The sequence below is a fragment of the Ensifer sp. ENS02 genome (assembly GCF_014851885.1).
Classification (GTDB): Bacteria; Pseudomonadota; Alphaproteobacteria; order Rhizobiales; family Rhizobiaceae; genus Ensifer; species Ensifer adhaerens.
In genome coordinates this window covers 17,325-37,141 of record NZ_JACVAO010000004.1, presented here as the reverse complement: position 1 = coordinate 37,141, position 19,817 = coordinate 17,325, and the positions used below count along the sequence as shown (strand labels likewise).

Sequence of the window (19,817 nt, the reverse complement as noted above, 5' to 3'; positions counted from 1 at the left end):
GCTTGGATCGCCAATCGGCGGCAGCTATGGTCCTCAAATCAAGACCAATGAGGGGCGTTCATGCAGCTGAAGACGAAACGTGTCTATGAGCCGAAGGCCGATGGCGACGGGATGCGCGTCCTCGTCGATCGCCTCTGGCCGCGCGGTTTGACCAAGGCGGAAGCCGCGGTCGATCTCTGGCTGAAGGACATGGCGCCGACCACGGAGCTGCGCCGCTGGTTCCATGCGGATGAAGGCACGTGGGAAGAGTTTCGCGAGCGCTACCTTGCCGAGCTCGACGGCAATCCGGTGGCAGTTGACCTGTTGCGACAGCGCATTGCTGAGGGCCCGGTGACTTTGCTTTACAGCGTGAAGGATGAGGCCCGCAATCATGCGGAGATCCTCAAAGGCTACATCCTCACCCATCGATAGACGAGGCGCCGGGTTCACGTCATGTCGTTGGAATGGATGCCTCGAATGCGCCGCCGGCGCGCGCAGCGATCCGGCGCCAGTCGCCGTCGAGGGGTAATCCGAAGACGTTGATAAGGGCAGATTCGATTGCCGGTGCATCGAATTCCTGGCGCGTCACGGTGCCGTTCCTGTCACGGATCGTCAGCCGGTTTCCGAGCAGGATGTTACGTGTCTCCTCGGTGGTCAACGTCACCAGCAGGGTCTGTCGGAAAAGCGAATGCGGATCCGTGTATGTCGCGATGTTTGCGATCCGATACGCGTCCTCTCCACAAATGCTCGGCGATACCTCGTAGACCGGTACCCAGTCACGACCAAGTAATGCCTCCAGCACGTAGCCATCGAGCGTTCGGCTGAGACGCAACGGCTCATGCGGCGTCGGTTGCGGCGTGGTCCGGTCGAAACGCAGCGGCGCGGTCGGCACGCAACTGCCGAAGCCGACATCGACCAGATAGCCGACATCGTTCACGAAGACGCGGAGCGCCATGTGCGACCAGGCCGGCGGCGGCGCACCCGGGGCGCGCATCCACAGGACGCGGGCAATCAAGGGATCCACCCGGTAGCCGAGCGACGTGAGCACGCGCTGCAACAGGCTGTTCTGCTCGAAGCAATAGCCGCCACGCCGGCGGTCGATGAGCTTGGCGTCGACCGCCGCCGGCGAAAGGTCGATCCGACGGCCGAGAAGCACGTCGATGGCCTCGAAGGGGATCGACGCGGCATGGCGGGCGACGATCCTGCCAAGCGTTGTGAGATCGGGCGAGAGCGGCCCGACATGACCGATGCGGGCGAAGTAGCGGCCGAGGTCGACGGGAAATGGGGCGTTCCGCATGGCTAGAGGCTCCGATAGATGGCGTCGCGAAGATCGTCCGGGAAGCGTCCGTTCATGCCCTCAAAAGCGGTGTTGGTGAGCGCAACGACTGTCAGGCCGCGGGCCGGGTCGATGAACCACTTGTGCCTGTAGGCGCCGTCCCATTGCAGCGTGCCGCGCGACTGCGGTGTTCCCGCCATCTCGGGTTCGACAAGCACGGCGCCGCCGAAACCGAACTCCCACCCGGCGCCGGCGGCCAATCCGCCCGTCCTTGCCTGAATGTCGAACATCGAGCGGGTGCTGGCGGCGTCGAGCACCGGCGAGTGTCCAGTCCTGAGGCTTTCGAGAAGGCGGATCACGTCGCCGGCCGTGCCTGCCATGCCGGCTCCTCCGGAGGGAAAGGCTCGAGGATTGAAGATCCGGCCGGGCGACAGGCGCACGGGATTGCCGAAGAAGGGAACCGCATCGTCGCCAACGAGCAGCCGTGGCCGCGGCGAGGCATCGCCATAGTGGACCACGAGCCTGCGTGTATCGGTCACGGAAAAGTCGGTGTCGTTCATCCCCATCGGGCGTGTGACGAGCGTAGCAATCGCCTCCGGCAGCTTTGATCCCGTCGCCTCTTCGATAACGGCGCCAAGCACGTCGAGGCTCATCGAATAGCCCCAGCCGTGTCCGGGCGGATAGGATAACGGAATGGCGGTGAGCTTGCCGATGAGGGCGGTGAGATCATCGTCGGTGTCGTCGAGGCCGCTGCTGATGGCGTGCCGGCGATAAGGGCCGTCGCCTCGCTCCATGAACACGTAGCTCAAGCCGGCACTGTGCGTCAGGAGTTGGCGGAGGGTTATCCGAGGCTCGCTGCCGTCCGGCAGCTGCGGCCTGAACGCGGGAAGCCATTCCGACACGATATCGTCGAGACCGATGGTGCCGCTTTGCGCCAGGTTGAGAGCAGCGACCGTGACGATTGGCTTTGCGACCGAGGAGAGCAGGAAGATGCTGTCCTCGGTCATCGGCCGGTCGGCCTCGCGTTCCGCAAGCCCGGCGGCATGTCGGTAGCCGGGCTCGCCGTCGATAAGGATCTCGACGACTGTGCCGACGATGCGCTGTTCATCCAGGGCTTCCGCGATCACCCGGTCGAGTTCGGCCTTCAGCCGCGTTCTGCGCTCCGATCTTCCCTGTCTTGTCGCATCCATGCTCGTCTCCTGTGCTCCTCGAAACTGCGGCCCGGTCGACGCTTCAGGGCGAAATTCGGGCTCCCGGACAAAGGCAAAGCCCGTTCGCAGCGAAAGTCGATCGTCTGTTCCCGTATGGGAGGCATACGCGCCTGCACGAGGCAGCCGTCGTCGTCCGGCGCTAAAAACGGTGCGACAACGTCAGATGGAGTCGGGTTGATGAACACAAACAATCTGGGATTTGCAGGCAAAGTCGCCTTAGTCGCAGGCGCCAGCAAGGGTATCGGCGCGGCCACCGCCCGCGCCTTTGCGCAGGCCGGCGCATCCGTTGTCCTTCTTTCCCGCTCGCAGCCGGCGGTCGAGGCGTTGGCGGTTTCCATCCGCCAGGCGGGCGGCGACGCACTGGCGATCGCGGCCGATGTCGGCGACGAGAATGCCATGAAGCAGGCGCTTGCAAGCGTGATGCAGCACTATGGCCGGCTCGACGCCGCCTTCAACAATGCGACGGATGGAACCATGCCGGCCCCGCTTGCCGATCTCGACATCGAAGGGTTCGATCGCGGCATCCGCACCAACATTCGTGGCACCTTTCTCGGCATGCGTTACCAGATCGAGGCGATGGCGAGGGCTGGTGGCGGCGCGATCGTCAACATGGCCTCCGTCGCTGGCATCAACGGCACCTCCGGGCTTTCCGGCTATGTCAGTGCGAAGGCCGGGATCATCGGGCTGAGCAAGGCTGCGGCGCTCGACTATGCCGACCAGGGCATCCGGATCAATGTCGTTGCGCCCGGGCCGATCCTCACCCACCATCTCGAGGCCGCCGGCGCGGACATCCAGCGGCACGCAGCACTTTCGACGCCGATGCGCCGGCTTGGCCGGATGGAGGAGGTGGCCGCAAGTGTCCTCTGGCTCTGTTCCGATGCGGCGAGTTACATCACCGGCGTGGTGCTGCCTATCGACGGGGGCATGACGGCGGGCACGAAAGTGCCTATGAATTACCGTCGAGGCGAGCCGCCTCGGCCGGCTGAACCCTGAGGTGCCTGTGGACTGGGAAGAACTCCATCTTGTTCAGCACTTGGTCCGCCACGGCTCGCTGAGTGCAGCGGCCCGTGCGATGGGCACAACGCAACCGACGCTCAGCCGTCGCCTCGAGGCTTTTGAGCAGAAGACGCGCAAAACACTGTTCGAGCGGCAACCGGGCGGCCTCGTGCCGACCGCCGTGTGCCTCTCCAACCTTTCTGCGCTCGAGCACATGGAGGCGAACGCGCTTGCGGTGGAGCGGCGCCTTGCGGTGCAGGACGACGCACTTGAAGGCACCATCACCGTGACCAGCCTCGACTGGATCGGAGACTACCTCCTGGCGCCGATCCTGACCAAGTTTGCAGCAATGCATCCCGGCGTCAGCATTCACCTTTTGAACGATGGCCGGCGCTTCAACCTGTCCCGACGGGACGCGGACATCGCCTTGCGTTTCGGCAGTTTCGACCAAAACGATATCGTCGAGCGCAAGGTTGCCGATGTCGCCTACGGCCTGTTTGCAACAGAGGCCTACCTTGATCGTTTCGGCCATCCGGATGTTGCGGGCGAAGGCAGGAACCAGACGATTGTCGAGCTGGTGGAGGTGCCTGTGCGGGTATCGCTCTCGACCTGGCTGAAAGATCTTTTACCGGAGGCGAGAGTGCTGCTGCGCACGAATTCGATCCGCTCGCAATTGAGTGCGGTTGAAACCGGACAGGCACTTGCCACGCTGCCGCACTTTATCGCCGCCGGCCGGAATGGCCTCGTGGCCCTTAACCTCGGCGTTGCCGCGCCGGTTCTGCCGCTGAAGCTCGGTGTTCACCCGGAATTACGTGAATTGCCGCGGGTGCGAAAGCTCATGGATTTTGCCGTATCGCAGTTCGCGCCCCTGCGGGTGAGCCTCAACCCGTCAGGCTGAAGCGCCGGCGGACCAAGGCGCGACGCGTTTGCTGGGCACTGCAACGAATGCGCGAAATTTTCTTGGCTGTCGATGTCGGGAGATGACGACGTCATGCGTCTTAATCTCGAAGGCGGTGCTCAACCGCGCTGACAACAAGGAGATTGAGAATGTTTCGTACCGCTTTGATCGCTGGCGCCCTGCTCATGTCCGGCACGGCCTTTGCCGAGGCTGAGACCGTCGAAGTCAACGGCATGAAGATGTATTACGAGGTCTCGGGCGAGGGCGAGCCGCTGGTCGTGCTACACGGCGCCTACATGAACATTCCCTCGATGGGTGCGATCATCCCGAAGCTGGCCGAGACCCACAAGGTCTATGCAATCGAGTTCCAGGGCCATGGCCGCACCACCGATATCGATCGCCCGATCACCTATCCGAACCTCGCGGACGACGTCGCCGCCTTCATGGATGCGGTGAAGCTGGAGAAGGCCGATGTCTTCGGCTACTCAATGGGTGCGGCTGCCGGCCTGCAGCTGGCAATCCGCCATCCGGACAAGGTGAACAAGCTAGCCGCCGCGTCCGTCGGCTACGATGCCGAGGGCTGGCAGCCGGAATTCAAAGCATTCATCCCGCAGATGACTGTCGAGATGTTCGTCGGCATGCCCTTTGCCGAAGACTACCGCAAGCTCGCCGCCAATCCGGATGGGTTTCCCGATCTGGTCAAGAAGCTGATCCAGCTCGAAAAAGAACCGATGGCCTGGGAGGCGGATGTCAAGGCACTGAAGACCCCGGTTCTCGTCATCGCCGGCGATGCCGATGTGGCGACGTTGGAGCACACGGTGGCACTGTTCCGCCTGCTTGGTGGCGGCGCCATGGGCGACATGGGAAAGCCGCTATCGCCTTCGCGGCTCGCGATCCTGCCGGCGACGTCGCACACCGCCGTCATCAACCAGACGGAACTGTTGGAGGCTTTCATCGAGCCCTTTCTGAAGGGTGAGACACCGAAGGGCATGTTCCCGTGACAACGACGAACGGCGCCATCTTCGCAGATGGCGCCGCCCTCCTATGGTGGATAGCTTCTAGCGCAGGCGCCTGCCGTCTGCGTCGAACACCAGAGCGGCTGTGGGTTCGAAACGGGCGGCGATGCTATCGCCGGACTTCAGGCCGCGGCCGTTTTTTGTTTCGATGATGATCAGTTCGCCGTCGCCGTGCCGGGCATAGGCAAAGGTCTCGCCGCCCAGATGCTCCAGCATGTCGATCGTCAAATCGAGGCTCGCCGAGCCGCTGTCGCCGAAATGCTCGGGGCGAATGCCGATGGTCACGGTGCTGCCGGGCGTTACGTCCTTGACCGCAATCGGCAGCGTCGCATTGCCGAAATCCGCCAGGCGGACATGTTTCTCCCCGCCCGCGTTTGTTTCGACGATCCCCTTCAAAAAGTTCATCTTCGGCGAACCGATGAAACCGGCGACGAAGAGATTGGCCGGATCGTCGTAGAGGTCGAGCGGCGAGCCTACCTGCTCGACCACACCGCCGCGCATGACGACGATCTTGTCGGCAAGCGTCATCGCCTCGACCTGATCGTGGGTGACGTAGATGATTGTCGTTGCAAGCTTCTTGTGCAGCCTGGCGATCTCGATGCGCATGTGCACGCGCAGTTCCGCATCGAGGTTCGAGAGCGGCTCGTCGAAGAGAAAGATCTTCGGGTGCCGCACGATCGCCCGGCCGATCGCCACGCGCTGGCGCTGGCCGCCCGAAAGCTGTTTTGGCTTGCGGTCGAGCAGCGGCCCGAGTTCCAGGATGTTCGCGGCTTCGCCGACGCGTTGTGCGATCTCGGCCTTCGGCACGCCGGCAAATCGCAGCGCGAAACCCATGTTCTCCCGAACCGTCATATGCGGGTAGAGCGCATAGGACTGGAACACCATGGCGATGCCGCGTTTCGACGGATCGACATCGTTCATGCGCTCGCCGCCGATCGTGAGATCACCTGACGTGATCTCCTCCAGTCCGGCGATCATCCGAAGCAGGGTCGACTTGCCGCAGCCGGATGGCCCGACGAAGACGACGAACTCACCGGTCTTGATGTCGAGGTCTACACCCTTGATGACCTCGAAGTTGCCATAGGACTTTCTGACGTGCTTAAGTTGGAGTTCGCTCATGCAGCCGCCGCCTCGTCCGACACCGCCGAAAGCTCCAGCCTTACGGTTCCAAGCCGCGTCGAGGTCACCGCGACGGCGATGCCGCCGGCAGCACCCGTCGTTTCCAGCCAGAAGCCGGTCGAACCGCCCTGGAAGATCAGGCGATCGGGGCCGAGCAGGCGGGCAGGGCCGGTGACTGTCACGTCGACCGCGTCATTGAGGAAGGGCAGGATGTTGCCGGCCTGATCGAGCGCCCGCACGATCACCCGCACGCTGTCGCGCCCTTCGGCCCGAAGCGCCGTGCTGTCGGGGACGACTTCCAGCGCCGTCGGCACCGGATCGGCGACCATGCGCAGGTTGGCGACGGGCTCGCCGTCGATAAAGCCGGTGAAGGCTGCGTCTTCCCACTTCATGCCCCAGACGCCGAGTTCGTCCTTGGTGAAGTGGCGATGGTCGATGACGACGGGCGGGTGCGGCAGATGCGGGAAGTTCTCGCGGTCGGGGCCGACGCGCTTGACGAGCGATCCGTATTTCAGCTCGACCTCGTCGCAGTTGGTGAGCACGATCAAGGGCAGCACGCCGCCGATGTTGCGCTCGCCGCGTGCCCAGAAGGTGACCGGCTTCATCACCACGCCCTCCGACGGTTCGCATTGGCTGGCATAGACATAAGCCGCGAATTTCGGCTGGCGGAACATGTCCATGACACCGTGATAGCAGATCCGGTCGCCGGAGCCGAAGTCCTTGTGGGTGTTGTAGTCGAACATGCACCAGCCGACGGCGCCTGAAATGCTTGGGTCGCCATAGGCCGCGTTCAGCACTTCCAGGTGCCGGCGCACATGCTCTGCCTGCCGTTGTTCCTGGTCGTAGATCTTCGTCGGAAACATGTGGCCGCCGAATTCGGTGATGAGATAGGGCACCTTGCGGGTGAGCCCGGTGCATTCCTGCTGCGGACGTAGCGCCGTGCGCGGGCGGTTTGCGCCCGGCAGTTCCTCGTTGCCGAGGATAAAGTCGTTCATGGTGTAGACGTCTTCGAGGTATTCGCTGTCGGTAATGTAGCGCACGCCGCCGGTCTGGCGCGTGGGGTCGAGTTCGCGTGCGAGCCGGTTGGTCTCGACGTAGAAATCATGCGAGTCCTGGGATTCGTTGATGCGCACGCCCCAGATGATGATCGACGGGTGGTTCCAGTCGCGCTCGATCATGCGGCGGACGTTTTGGATCGCCTCCTGTTTCCAGCCCTCGCCGCCGATATGCTGCCAGCCGGGGATTTCCTCGAAGACGAGCAGGCCGATGCGGTCGCAATGGTCGAGGAACCACTTGGATTGCGGATAATGCGAGGTGCGCACGAGGTTGCAATGCAGCGTGTTCTTCAGGATCTCGGCATCGCGCTCCTGCGCCGTGCGGCCCATGGCGTAGCCGACATAGGGGAAAGCCTGATGGCGGTTGAGGCCGCGGATTGTCAGCGGCCGTCCGTTGAGCTTGAAACCATCCGTGGTGAACTCGGCGGTGCGGAAGCCGAAGCGTGACGACAGCCGGTCGCTGCCGCGATCGCTGCGCAGCTGCGCTTCCACTTCATAGAGAACGGGGCTGTCGATATCCCAGAGCGAGAGGCCCTTCAGGCCCGTGATCTCAAGGGTGACGCTCTCGCCGCGGCTTTCACCGGCTGCTTCCGCCAGCACCTTGCCGTTCGCGTCCTTGAGGAGTGCCGTGACCGTGCCGGCAAAGTTGACGCCTTGCGGATTGCCGAGATCGCAGCGGATCGAGACGGACTTGGCATCGCTGAGCGCATCGCGGGTTTCGATCTTGAGATTGGCGATCGAAACGGCATCGGTGACCTTCAACCAGACGTCGCGATAGATGCCGGCATAGGTGAGATAGTCGATGCGGCCGCCGAAGGGCGGGATCTCAGGGTTTTCGCTGCCGTCGATCTTGACCGTGATCAGGTTGTCGCCTTCCCGCAGCTTATCCGTCAGTCTTGCTTCAAAGGGCGTGTAACCGTCCTTGTGGGCGATGATCTCCTCGCCGTTGAGATAGACGACGGCGTCGGCCATGGCGGCGTCGAACACGAGCGAGACCTCGCGGCCGTGGAACTCGCGACGCCAGGTAAGCACCTTCTGATAGGTGAAGGCGCGCTGATAGGATGCCTCGTCGAAATAGTTGAACGGCAATTCCACCGCATTGTGCGGCAGGCTGACCGATTTGCCTGCCTGCAGCCGGCCAGCGCTTGCCGCATCGAAGCCTTCGGAGAAAGTCCAGGTATCGTTGAAAGAGGTAACAGAACGCATGATCATTCCTATTTGACTGAGCCCAGCATTCCCTGGACGAATTGGCGTTGCATGAAGAAGAAGACGGCGAGGGTGGGAAGTGTCGCGAGAATGGTGCCGACCATGACGACGCCGTAGTCGGGGTAGTAGGCGGAAGCGAGCGAGGAGATGACCAGCGTGATCGTCTTCTGCTCGTTCGACTGCAGCACGATCAGCGGCCAGAGATAGTTGTTCCACGCCGTCATGAAGACGATGATGAAGGCCGCCGCATAGGTCGAGCGCATGACCGGCACATAGATGAACAGGAAGATCTGCCATTCCTTGAGCCCGTCGACCTTTGCGGCGTCCCGCAGTTCCGACGGGAAGGCCTTGGTGGTCTGGCGGAAATAGAAGACGACGAAGGCAGAGCCGATGGTCGGCAGCACGACAGCGAGGTGCGTGTTGATCAGCCCCGCCTTGCCCATCATGATGAACAGCGGAATCATCAGCGCGGCAAACGGGATCATCATCGTCAACAGAAGGGCGCTGTAGATCCTATCGCGGTGGCGCGAGCGGAACATCTCGAAGCCGTAGCCAGCCAACGACGACACGGCGAGCGTCAGCACCGTCGCGAGAATGGCGATCTTGGCCGAATTCCAGAAGACCAGCGGTGCGTTCACCTGGGTGAAGAAAGTGGCGATGTTGGTGGCAAGCGCGCTGCCCGGCATCATCCTGCCCTTGATGATGTCGATCGAAGAATTGGTCGCGCCGAGCAGCATCCAGACGAAGGGAAAGATCGAGAGAAAGGCCATCAGCCCGACGAAGCCGTAGGTGACGATGGTGCCGACGATACGTGTGGTTCCGTTGTTCATCGGTCGCGCTCCCGTGCCGCGAAAAATTGCAGGCAGGCGAGCAGGGCGACGAGCACCACGATCACATAGGACACCGTCGCCGCGTAGCCGAAATTCGGCATGAAGCGGAAGGTCAGGTTGTAGATATAGAGCGACAGGGTCAGCGTGGCGTTGGACGGTCCGCCCTTGCCTTCGGTGAGGTTATAGACCTCGTCGAAGAGCTGGATCGTGCCGATCGTCGAGATGATCGTCGTGAACAGAATGACGGGCTTCAACAGCGGGATAGTGATGTGGGTGAAACGCGCCCAGGCAGGCACGCCGTCTATCCGCGCGACCTCGTAGATCGACTTGTCGATGTTCTGCATCGCCGCGAGATAGAAGATCATGTTGTAGCCGGTCCAGCGCCAGGTGATGGCGAGGATGACGAGCACCTTCGCCCAGAAGGGATGGGTCAGCCACGGGATCGGCGAGGCGATGAGGCCGATCGCCTCGAGCGTCGAGTTGACGATCCCGTCGAGCGCGAACATGCCCTTGAACAGCACCGAATAAGCAACCAGCGAGGTGACGCAGGGCAGGAAGATGGCGGTGCGGAAGAAGCCGCGGCCGACGAGTTTCGGATTGTTGAGCAGCGACGCCAGAATCAGCGCCAGCAGGATCATGATCGGCACCTGCACGACGAAATAGGTCAGCGTGTTCGTCAGTGCCTTGATGAAGACCGGATCGTTCCAGAGGCGGATGATGTTCGAAAAGCCGGCGAATTTCAGCATCATGCCGCGGCCGGACTGGAACGACATCCACAGCGACCAGACGATCGGATAGATCATGAAAAGGGCGATCAGCCCGAGTGCCGGCGCGACGAAGAGCCAGCCATTGACGTTGTAATATCGGCCGATGCCGCCGCGACGCGCGAGAGCCATCATCATCCCCATGGATAGCAGGAGCCGTTGGCCGCGGCGTGTTTACCGCGGCCAGGAGCAATGCAGATAATCGCCGCGGCGATTACTGGACCTGTGCGCTGACCTCGGCGTCGATCGCCTTCAGGATGTCGTCGACGGGCGTTCCCTGCTGCAGTGCCGGAAGCTGTGCGGTAACGGCCGTGTCCGCCTCGTTGGTGAAGACGCCGTAGTTGACCGAGGGGACCTTCGCGAGCCAGTCGGAGAAGTTCTGCCAGACCTTTTCGCCACCGAAGAAGGCATCGGCCTCGCCATAGGCGGCCCCGCCGCGGGCAGCGAGCAGTGAGCCGACGGCGCCGCGGTCCGTAAGGATCGTCTGGTAGAAGTCGACGTCCTTGGCGTAGACCTCGTTCAGGAAGTCGATCGCTTCGGCCTTCTCGGCTGAGCTTTCAAGCACGTACCAGCTCGAGCCGCCGAGGTTCGAGGCGTGCGTCGCGCCGTCGATCGAAAGCGCCGGGATCGGCGCCACGCCCCATTTGCCCGACTGGTCCGGCTGCGCCTTGACGGTGCCGGTGATCCAGACGCCGGTGATGACGGTGGCGACATCGCCGGACGTGAAGGTGCCGACCCAGTCGGCCCAGCCGGCGGCGGGCTTGTAGATGTTGGCGGCCATGATCTTGCCGACCGTTTCAAGCGACGCCTTCAGCGCCGCGTTGCCGGTGATGTTCGTCTTGCCTTCCTTGTCGAAATACCATTGCCCGGCCGATTGCATGATGATGCGCACGAGCCCGGCGTCGGTCGGGTCGAGACCCATCATCTTCTTGCCGGTCTTGGCTTCGACCTGCTTTCCGATCTCGATGAAGCGATCCCAGGTGATGCCTTGCATGTCCTCCGGCTTGAAGCCGGCCTGCTCCAGATAGTCCTTGCGGTAGTAGAGGCCGGTGACGCCGGAATCGAATGGCATGCCGTAGACCTGGCCATCCAGCGTCATCACCTCGACCTTGTAGGGAGCGAAGCCGGAGTAATCGACGGTGCCGGAGAGCGGCGCGAAGGCGCCGGGGAAGGACTGCAGATATTTCTGCGCGCCGTAGTCCTCGATGAGAACGATATCGGGCAGGGCGTCTGCGGTGCCGGACGAGAGGCCGGTCTGCAGTTTCTGCTCGACGTCGGCCTTGGCGAAATCGACGATGTTGAAGGTCACGTCCGGGTGCGTCTTGGTGTAGCGCGCGCCGGCCTCCTTCATGATCGCGACGTTGAAGTTCGGATCCCAGCACCAGATGGTGATTTCCTTGGCCTCGGCGGCCGTGACGGCCAAGAAGCTGGCGCCTGCAAGCGCGATGGCGGCAAAGCGCGGCAGATAGGTACGCGTGTCCATAGTTTCTCCTCCCTCGAAATTCGTTCCCCGAGACGTTCCTCCTAGTCTCGGCGCGGAGTATTTCGCAAAATTCTGGAGAAGGCAATATTTCAGTAAATTTTTACCACGCGTTTTTTACCGACCGTTTTACGCACCGGGAGCGGCGGCTCTCGCCATCGTGCTGCCGCGCCAGACCATCTCGGTTCCGAGGATCACCTTCTTGGCCACGTCTCGCCCGGTCAGCCGCTCGACCAGGAGGTCAACGGCGGTCTCGCCGATCACTTCGGCGGGGATCTTCACCGTCGAAAGCGGCGGCCCGAGAAACTGGGCGACAGGAATGTCGTTGAAACTCGCCACGGCAACATCGTCGGGGATCCGCAGGCCCATTTCGTGAATCGCGCGGTAAGCGCCGATCGCCATATTGTCGTTGCAGGTGACGAGGATCTTGGGCGGATTGGGCTTCGACAGCATCGCCTTGGCGAGCGTATAGCCGCTATCGGGCGTCAGCTTTTCGACCATGCAGAGTTCGGGATCGTAGAGGCCGGCCTTCGTCATCCATTGTATGAAGGCGCGGCAGCGACGCTCCGAATGGATGTCGTCCTTGTCTCTGAAAGCGTCGATCCAGCCGAGAAAGCCGATGCGGCGGTAGCCCATGCCGTAAACGCCGTCGAGCAGGCGGTTCATCGCGATCGAGACGTCGCTCATCACGCTGTCGTCGACGTCATCGTCGGGGGCAAAGTCCGCAAAGACCAGATGGCGGCTGTGCCGGCGCAGCCAATGGACCTCTTCGCCATAATGGTGGCCGACGGCGACGACGCCGCTGGCGCCCTGCAGGATCGCGGCCTCCGGCAGGTTGCCGTTGTGGAAGACCTTGACCACCTCGATCTTCAGCGCCTGACAGCGGTTTTCGATGCCGAGCCGGACGCCGACATAATAGGGGTCGATCAGTTCCTGGGCGGGTTGAAGGAAGTGCACCAGCGCGAATTTCAGGCCCTGCATTGCCCCGGCGCCGCGGCCGCGGTTGCGCGGGGTGGCGTAATTCAGCGCCTCGGCCGTTTCGATGATCGCCTGTCGCTTCTTGGTGGAGATCGAGAGGGTCGGATCGTAATTCAGCACCCGAGAAACAGTCGCCGAAGAGACCCCGACAGCCGAAGCGATTTCCTTGATTGTTACCATGTCCAACGTCCCGCCCGCCGCCGCGGCCCTCCTTTCGGGCGCGGCGCAATTTTTATTTAGTAAAATTTTGCCTGGGGTTTTTCAATCGCTGGGCGTCTTATTTCGTTCATGGAACGGGACGCAACCGCGCGTGGTCACGCCGCGCGGCCGATTGCCAAGGCCTGCGCTTGCAGTTCGTCGGAAAGAAACGCCCAAAGAGCCGAGACCGGGCGGGACGCCAGACCCTGATCGTCGGCGGCGAAAAGCCCCAGCTCGATCACCGGGGCAGGGGGCAGACCCTCTTCACCGCCGAGAACCCGCATCGTGTTGGGACGGATGTTGAGATCGAGGAGAACGGCTATGCCGAGGCCCGCCTCGATCATCGACTGGATGGAAGACAGGCTGGCGCTCGTCAGCACCGTGCGCCAGGGGCGATCCCCGCCCTTCGGCGCCTCGATCATCTTCTGCCGCCAGGTGCAGACGCCGTCGAAGGTGATGAGTGGCAGAGGCCCTTCCGCCGGCACCTCGAAACCGCGCGCCGCGACCCATCGGAGCGGCAGTCGCCAGGTAAGGATCGGCTCGCCGCGGATCAGCGCCGGATCGCCGATCGCGACATCGAGCCGGCCCTGCGAGAGCCTCTCCGACAACACGGTGCTTTCGGTCACCGTCAGTTCGAGCGCGACATTCGGATGGCATTCGGCAAACCGTTGCAACGCTTTTGGTAGCGAGCCGACCGCGATATCCTCGATCATGCCGAAGCGGATCGGTCCCTGGACGGCCTGCCCGGCAAGCGCCCGCCGGGCGCCGGCGCTCAGGCCCAACATCTTCTGGGCATAGGGCAGCAGCACATGCCCGGCTTCGGTCAGGTCCATGCCCCTTGCATTGCGGTTCAGGAGCTTGGCGCCGAGATCGTCCTCCAGCCGGCGCAACTGCATGCTGACGGCCGCTTGCGTCCTGGCCAGCCGCTGCGCAGCGCCGCTGACGCTGCCGCATTCGGCGGTCACGACGAAGGCGCGCAAAAGGGCGATATCCAGATCATGCATATAACGATCCCTTATGAAGGTATCACAATTATTAGCGTTCCTTATTGTGCCGGGATTGTTATGTCTGTTCAAGCCCAAGGGGAGAACGGACATGGCGGAAACAGAGACGACAGCGGATAGCGCGTGGAGCGAACCGGGTGCGACGGATGACACCAACGGGCGCGTCACACTCGCCATCGTCTTCTGCCTGCTCTCGATGTCGAGCGTGCAGTTTGGCGCAGCCCTTTCGAAGCCCGCCATGGAAAGCGTCGGAGCCTTTGGCGCAACCTGGCTGCGGCTATCCTGGGCGGCCGCCTTCCTGCTCATCCTCGTCCGCCCGCCTTTTCTCCGCTACACCCGGGCGCAATGGATTTCCGCGCTTTCGCTCGGCGCGACGATGGCGGTGATGACGCTCTGCTTCTTCGCGGCGATCGCCCGCATTCCCCTCGGCCTTGCCGTGGCGATCGAGTTTCTCGGTCCTCTGACGGTCGCTGCCGTTTTCGGCGGCCGTGGCTGGCGCCTGCTTTGTCCCGTTATCGCTGCGGCCGGCGTGCTCTGCCTCTCCTGGGACGGTTCCTCCTGGGTCGCAGATACGCGCGGGCTTCTGTTCGCCTTCGGTGCGGCGATCGGCTGGGCCGGCTACATCATCCTGATGAAGCAGGCTGGCCAACGCTTCAAGGGACTGGAAGGGCTCGCTGTTTCGCTGCTGTTTGCCGCGCTCTTTGCGACTCCGTTCGGCCTGTCTCAGGCGCAGTCCGGCTTCTCCTTCGACATGCTCTTGATGACGGCCGGGCTTGCCATCCTGGTGCCGCTGCTGCCTTATGCGCTCGAATTCATGGCGCTGCGGCGCATGCAGCCATCGGCCTTCGGCATCCTGATGAGCCTGGAGCCGGCGATCGGCGCGGTTGCCGGCTTCATCGTGCTGGGTCAGGCGCTTTCCCTCAACCAGATCTTCGGCGTGGCCCTCGTCATGCTCGCGAGCGCCGCCGGAACCTTGCTGGCGAAAGCCTAGAGCGCAGCAGCCAGGCTGTTTTGCCTGACATCGGCTTTCTGAAACTCGCAGTTGGGGGGCTGGCGCTTCAGCCCGCCGCGCCAACCTCTCCAAAAAAATAGGCACGTTGCGCACGACAGGCGAGATGTGCCCGTTTACAAAAGTAATATTATATGATTTTTTCTCGATGGCTGCGTGGAGGCAGCTTTCTTTGGGAGGAAATCATGAAAATCGCCAAGGCACTTGCGAGTGCAACGATCCTTGCTGCCTGCACGTTTGGCAGCGCATCCGCGGCCGATCTGGTCGTCGGCTTTTCGCAGATCGGCTCGGAGTCCGGCTGGCGCGCCGCCGAGACGACACTGACCAAGCAGCAGGCCGAACAGCGCGGCATCGACCTCAAATTTGCTGACGCACAGCAGAAGCAGGAAAACCAGATCAAGGCGATCCGCTCCTTCATCGCGCAAGGGGTGAATGCCATCCTCGTGGCGCCAGTGGTTGCAACCGGCTGGGACGAAGTGCTGCAGGAAGCCAAGGACGCGGAAATTCCGGTCATCCTGCTCGACCGCACGGTCGATTCGTCGAATGAGCTTTACCTGACGGCCGTCACGTCCGACCTCGTGCATGAGGGCAATGTTGCCGGCAAATGGCTGGTCGACACGACCGCGGGCAAGCCCTGCAACGTCGTCGAGCTTCAGGGCACGACCGGCTCCTCGCCGGCGATCGACCGCAAGAAGGGATTTGAACAGGCGCTATCCGGCCACGACAACCTGAAGATCATCCGCAGCCAGACCGGCGACTTTACCCGCACCAAGGGCAAGGAAGTCATGGAAAGCTTCCTCAAGGCTGAGGACGGCGGCAAGAACATCTGCGCGCTCTATGCCCACAACGACGACATGGCCGTCGGCGCCATCCAGGCGATCAAGGAAGCCGGCCTGAAGCCGGGCAAGGACATCCTTGTCGTGTCGATCGATGCCGTTCCGGACATCTTCCAGGCGATGGCAGCCGGCGAAGCCAATGCCACGGTCGAGCTGACGCCGAACATGGCCGGTCCCGCATTCGATGCGCTTGCCGCCTTCCAGAAGGACGGCACCGCGCCGCCGAAGTGGATCCAGACGGAATCGAAGCTCTATACGCAAGCCGACGAGCCGCTGAAGGTCTACGAGGAAAAGAAGGGCCTCGGCTACTGACGTCGGCCGTGGCCCGCGCTGCTTCTCGCGCGGGCCACGCTCTTTCCCGAGTTTCCGTCTGAAGAGCACAGCTTGCCGCAGCTAGGCGCTGTGCTTCTCGTCAGTAGATACCAGCATCGCGGAGACGGTATCGATGCAGACCAATGACCACATTCTCCAGGCGATCCGGATCGAAAAGACTTTTCCGGGGACCAGAGCCCTCGACAAGGTCGATTTTCACCTCAGGCGCGGAGAGGTTCATGCGCTGCTTGGCGAAAACGGTGCCGGCAAGTCGACCCTGATCAAATGCCTGACCGGCGCCTATCGTCGCGACGGCGGCGCCATCCTGCTCGACGATGCCGAGGTTGATCCGCGCGACACCTTCGAAGCCCAGGCGCTCGGCATCGGCACGGTCTATCAGGAGGTCAACCTGCTGCCGAACCTGACGGTTGCCGAGAACCTCTTCCTCGGGCGCCAGCCGCGCCGCTTCGGCATGGTCGACGCCCGTGCCATGAATCGGCGGGCTCGGGATCTGCTTGCCGATTATGAACTCGACATCGACGTCACCCGCGATCTCGCCAGCTATTCGGTGGCGATCCAGCAGGTGGTCGCCATTGCCCGCGCCGTCGATCTCTCCGGCAAGGTGCTGATCCTCGACGAGCCGACGGCGAGCCTCGATGCGCATGAGGTGGCGATGCTGTTCCGCATTATCCGGCGCCTCAAGGCACGCGGGCTCGGCATCGTATTCGTCACCCACTTCCTCGAACAGGTCTATGAGATTTCCGACCGGATTACCGTGCTTAGGAACGGGCAGCTCGTCGGAACGCGTGAAACCGCCAATCTCGATCGCCGCGAGCTGATTGCGATGATGATCGGCCGCGAGCTGGCGGCGGAAATCCACGCGCCGCGCGCTGAGGTCCGGCAAGGGCCGTTGCGCTACCGCTTCCGAAACTACGGCCGCAAGGGGCGCGTCCGACCCTTCGACCTCGATGTCCGGGCCGGCGAAGTGGTCGGCATGGCCGGCCTGCTCGGCTCCGGACGGACGGAGACCGCCGAGCTTCTCTTCGGCGCCCATCGCGCCGACAGCGGCGGGGCCGAGATCGATGGTCGTGCGGTCGACCTTGCGTCGCCGCGCGCTGCCATTCGCCATCGCTTCGGCTTCTGCCCGGAGGATCGCAAGACTTCGGGCATTATCGGCGATCTCTCGGTGCGCGAAAACATCGTGCTGGCGCTGCAGGCCCGCCGAGGCTGGACGCGGCCGATCTCGCGGGCGGAGCAGAACCGGCTGGCGGACCACTATATCCGCGCGCTCGATATCCGCACGGCCGATCGGGAGAAGCCGATCAAGCTTCTGTCCGGCGGCAACCAGCAGAAAGCGATCCTCGCGCGCTGGCTCGCGACCGAGCCCGAATTCCTGATCCTCGACGAGCCGACGCGCGGCATCGATGTCGGCGCCCATGCGGAAATCGTCAAGCTGATCGAGGCGCTGCGCGAGAAGGGCCTGTCCCTGATCGTCGTCTCCTCGGAGATCGAGGAACTGGTCGCTTACAGCACCCGGGTCATCGTGCTTCGCGATCGCGCCCATGTCGCCGAACTCGACGGCAGCCGCATCACAGCCAGTGAGATCGTCGAAGCGATCGCCGCAACCAATGAAAGGAGGACGTCGTGACGTCGTTCCTCAGGCTCTATTTCAACCGGTTGCTGCCGCAGCTGATTGCGCTCGGCATAATCGTCGCGGCGGTATCACTGGTGTTTCCCGGCTTCCTCAACCTGCAGATCCAGAATGGCCGCCTCTATGGCAGCCTCATCGATATCCTCAATCGCGGCGCGCCGGTGGTGCTTTTGGCAATCGGCATGACGGTCGTCATCGCCACCAAGGGCATCGACCTCTCGGTTGGCGCGGTCATGGCGATCTGCGGCGCAACGGCCGCCGCGGCGATCACGTCGGGACACTCGCTCGCCGCGACGCTGCTGATCACGCTTGGCGTCGGTATCCTTTGCGGTCTCTGGAATGGGGTGCTGGTCGCGGTGCTCGACATCCAGCCGATCATCGCGACGCTGGTGTTGATGGTCGCCGGCCGCGGCGTCGCCCAGCTCATCACCGAGGGGGCGATCCTGACCTTCAACGACCCCGGCCTCGTCTTCATCGGCAGCGGTTCCTTTGCCGGCCTGCCGATGCCGGTGGTGATCTGGTTGATATTCGGCATATTGACTGCGCTGCTCGTAAGGCGGACGGCGCTCGGCATGCTGATCGAGGCGATCGGTGTCAATCGCCAGGCGAGCACGCTGTCCGGGGTGCTGACGCCTGTGCTGTTGATCGCCGCCTATGTGCTTTCCGGTCTCTGCGCTGCCATCGCCGGCATTATCGCCGCCGCTGACATCCGCGGTGCGGATGCCAACAATGCCGGTCTGTGGCTGGAGCTCGATGCCATCCTTGCGGTCGTTGTCGGCGGCACGTCGCTGCTCGGCGGCCGCTTCAGCATCGCCGCATCGGTGCTCGGCGCGATCATCATCCAGGCGATCAACACCGGCATTCTTCTCTCCGGCTTCCCGCCAGAGTTCAACCTGATCATCAAGGCCGCGATCATCGTCTTCATCCTGGTGCTTCAGTCGCCGCGCTTCCGCACGGCCTTTGCCTTCCTCGTGCCGGCGCGCGGTGCGAGAAACCCGAGCGAGCGAGCCGCAAAATGAAGCCGAAATATCTTCCGCTCACGGCAACGCTCGTGATCTTCCTGCTCGGCTACGCGCTTTGCGTGGCGCAATATCCGAACATGCTGTCGACGCGTGTCATCGGCAACCTTCTGACGGACAACGCCTTCCTCGGCATTGCCGCTGTCGGCATGACCTTCGTCATCATCTCCGGCGGCATCGATCTTTCGATCGGCTCGGTGATCGCCTTTACCGGCGTGTTTCTCGCCGTAGTGCTGGAACACACGAGCATCCACCCGCTCATTGCCTTCGCGATGGTTCTGGCGATCGCGACGCTCTTCGGCGCCGCGATGGGGGCGATCATCCACTATCTGGAAATGCCGCCGTTCATCGTCACGCTGGCGGGCATGTTCTTGGCGCGGGGCATGGCCTTCGTGTTGTCGATCGACAGCATTCCGATCAAGCATCCCTTCTACGCGACCTTGAAGGCGCTCTACTTCAAGCTGCCGGGCGGCGGGCGCATCACCCTGATTGGCGGCCTGATGTTGCTCGTCTTCGCGATCGGTATCCTGATCGCGCACCGCACACGCTTCGGCACCAATGTCTATGCGCTCGGCGGCGGCACGGCGACGGCGCGACTGATGGGCGTGCCGGTTGCGGCGACGACGATCCGCATCTATGCGCTCTCGGGCCTGCTTGCGGGATTGTCCGGCATCGTCTTTTCGCTCTACACCTCGGCCGGCTATTCCCTTGCCGCCGTCGGCGTCGAGCTCGACGCCATCACCGCGGTCGTCATCGGGGGCACGCTTTTGACCGGTGGTTCGGGCTTTGTTGCCGGCACGCTGGTGGGCATCCTCATTCAAGGGTTGATCCAGACCTACATCACCTTTGACGGATCGCTGTCGAGCTGGTGGACGAAGATCCTGATCGGCCTTCTGCTCTTTGCTTTTATCCTGCTGCAGAAGGGTATCATCTTCGTTTCGCGCCAGCGCCAGCAGCGGGCGTGAGGCAAGGGTCGCGCG

The 19,817-nt window shown here is 62.9% G+C and carries 18 protein-coding genes; 9 read left to right on the top strand and 9 right to left on the bottom strand.

The window, feature by feature from the left end; all coding sequences use genetic code 11:
- Window positions 1-60: 60 nt before the first annotated feature.
- The gene (locus IB262_RS09825) at window positions 61-411 is read left to right on the top strand and encodes a DUF488 family protein (RefSeq protein ID WP_060643600.1); all 351 of its coding nucleotides are present in this window, start codon (window positions 61-63) and stop codon (window positions 409-411) included.
- Between the two features lie 19 nt (window positions 412-430).
- On the opposite strand, the gene IB262_RS09820 is transcribed toward IB262_RS09825, so the two are convergent.
- Together IB262_RS09820 and IB262_RS09815 are read right to left on the bottom strand one after the other, a co-directional pair.
- Window positions 431-1,276 carry an arylamine N-acetyltransferase gene (locus tag IB262_RS09820; RefSeq protein ID WP_192493532.1) on the bottom strand — a complete coding sequence of 282 codons (846 nt, stop codon included), beginning with the start codon at window positions 1,274-1,276 and terminating at the stop codon, window positions 431-433.
- 2 nt (window positions 1,277-1,278) lie between these two features.
- Window positions 1,279-2,445, bottom strand: coding sequence for a serine hydrolase domain-containing protein (locus IB262_RS09815; RefSeq protein WP_192493531.1), 1,167 nt, complete (start codon window positions 2,443-2,445; stop codon window positions 1,279-1,281).
- A gap of 198 nt (window positions 2,446-2,643) precedes the next feature.
- Between IB262_RS09815 and IB262_RS09810 the strand changes: the two genes are divergently transcribed.
- From IB262_RS09810 to IB262_RS09800, 3 genes are all read left to right on the top strand, one after another.
- Window positions 2,644-3,459, top strand: coding sequence for an SDR family NAD(P)-dependent oxidoreductase (locus tag IB262_RS09810; RefSeq protein WP_034789616.1), 816 nt, complete (start codon window positions 2,644-2,646; stop codon window positions 3,457-3,459).
- A gap of 1 nt (window position 3,460) precedes the next feature.
- Window positions 3,461-4,360 (top strand): LysR family transcriptional regulator, encoded by a 900-nt coding sequence (locus tag IB262_RS09805; RefSeq protein ID WP_082936536.1) that lies wholly within the window; start codon window positions 3,461-3,463, stop codon window positions 4,358-4,360.
- A gap of 149 nt (window positions 4,361-4,509) precedes the next feature.
- Window positions 4,510-5,361: an alpha/beta hydrolase gene (locus tag IB262_RS09800; protein ID WP_034789610.1), complete on the top strand. Its 852-nt coding sequence runs from the start codon at window positions 4,510-4,512 to the stop codon at window positions 5,359-5,361.
- 57 nt (window positions 5,362-5,418) lie between these two features.
- On the opposite strand, the gene ugpC is transcribed toward IB262_RS09800, so the two are convergent.
- The 7 genes from ugpC to IB262_RS09765 form a co-directional block, all read right to left on the bottom strand.
- Entirely contained in the window at window positions 5,419-6,495 is a 1,077-nt protein-coding gene (ugpC, locus tag IB262_RS09795) for a sn-glycerol-3-phosphate ABC transporter ATP-binding protein UgpC (protein ID WP_034789608.1), read from the bottom strand.
- Window positions 6,492-8,756: a glycoside hydrolase family 2 TIM barrel-domain containing protein gene (locus tag IB262_RS09790; protein WP_034789846.1), complete on the bottom strand. Its 2,265-nt coding sequence runs from the start codon at window positions 8,754-8,756 to the stop codon at window positions 6,492-6,494. The genes ugpC and IB262_RS09790 overlap by 4 nt, the downstream gene beginning before the upstream one ends.
- Window positions 8,757-8,764: 8 nt before the next feature.
- A complete protein-coding gene (locus IB262_RS09785; RefSeq protein ID WP_051659165.1) occupies window positions 8,765-9,586 on the bottom strand; it encodes a carbohydrate ABC transporter permease in 822 nt (273 codons plus the stop codon).
- Window positions 9,583-10,482: a sugar ABC transporter permease gene (locus tag IB262_RS09780; RefSeq protein WP_034789839.1), complete on the bottom strand. Its 900-nt coding sequence runs from the start codon at window positions 10,480-10,482 to the stop codon at window positions 9,583-9,585. Before IB262_RS09780 ends, IB262_RS09785 begins: the two co-directional genes overlap by 4 nt.
- Window positions 10,483-10,564: 82 nt before the next feature.
- On the bottom strand, window positions 10,565-11,833 hold the full coding sequence (locus tag IB262_RS09775) for an extracellular solute-binding protein (RefSeq protein WP_034789605.1): 1,269 nt from the start codon (window positions 11,831-11,833) through the stop codon (window positions 10,565-10,567).
- A gap of 126 nt (window positions 11,834-11,959) precedes the next feature.
- Window positions 11,960-12,988: a LacI family DNA-binding transcriptional regulator gene (locus IB262_RS09770; protein WP_034789603.1), complete on the bottom strand. Its 1,029-nt coding sequence runs from the start codon at window positions 12,986-12,988 to the stop codon at window positions 11,960-11,962.
- Between the two features lie 134 nt (window positions 12,989-13,122).
- Complete coding sequence (locus IB262_RS09765) at window positions 13,123-14,010, bottom strand: LysR substrate-binding domain-containing protein (protein WP_192493530.1); 888 nt, start codon at window positions 14,008-14,010, stop codon at window positions 13,123-13,125.
- 91 nt (window positions 14,011-14,101) lie between these two features.
- On the opposite strand from IB262_RS09765, the gene IB262_RS09760 reads away from it, so the two are divergent.
- The 5 genes from IB262_RS09760 (at window position 14,102) to yjfF (ending at window position 19,802) form a co-directional block, all read left to right on the top strand.
- A complete protein-coding gene (locus tag IB262_RS09760; RefSeq protein ID WP_034789599.1) occupies window positions 14,102-15,001 on the top strand; it encodes an EamA family transporter in 900 nt (299 codons plus the stop codon).
- A 203-nt stretch (window positions 15,002-15,204) separates the two neighbouring features.
- Window positions 15,205-16,167, top strand: a complete 963-nt coding sequence (ytfQ, locus tag IB262_RS09755) for a galactofuranose ABC transporter, galactofuranose-binding protein YtfQ (RefSeq protein WP_034789595.1) — start codon at window positions 15,205-15,207, stop codon at window positions 16,165-16,167.
- A gap of 133 nt (window positions 16,168-16,300) precedes the next feature.
- Entirely contained in the window at window positions 16,301-17,815 is a 1,515-nt protein-coding gene (gene ytfR, locus IB262_RS09750) for a galactofuranose ABC transporter, ATP-binding protein YtfR (RefSeq protein ID WP_034789593.1), read from the top strand.
- Window positions 17,812-18,837: an ABC transporter permease gene (locus IB262_RS09745; protein WP_060519347.1), complete on the top strand. Its 1,026-nt coding sequence runs from the start codon at window positions 17,812-17,814 to the stop codon at window positions 18,835-18,837. The genes ytfR and IB262_RS09745 overlap by 4 nt, the downstream gene beginning before the upstream one ends.
- A complete protein-coding gene (gene yjfF / locus IB262_RS09740) occupies window positions 18,834-19,802 on the top strand; it encodes a galactofuranose ABC transporter, permease protein YjfF (RefSeq protein WP_034789588.1) in 969 nt (322 codons plus the stop codon). The genes IB262_RS09745 and yjfF overlap by 4 nt, the downstream gene beginning before the upstream one ends.
- Window positions 19,803-19,817 lie beyond the last annotated feature (15 nt).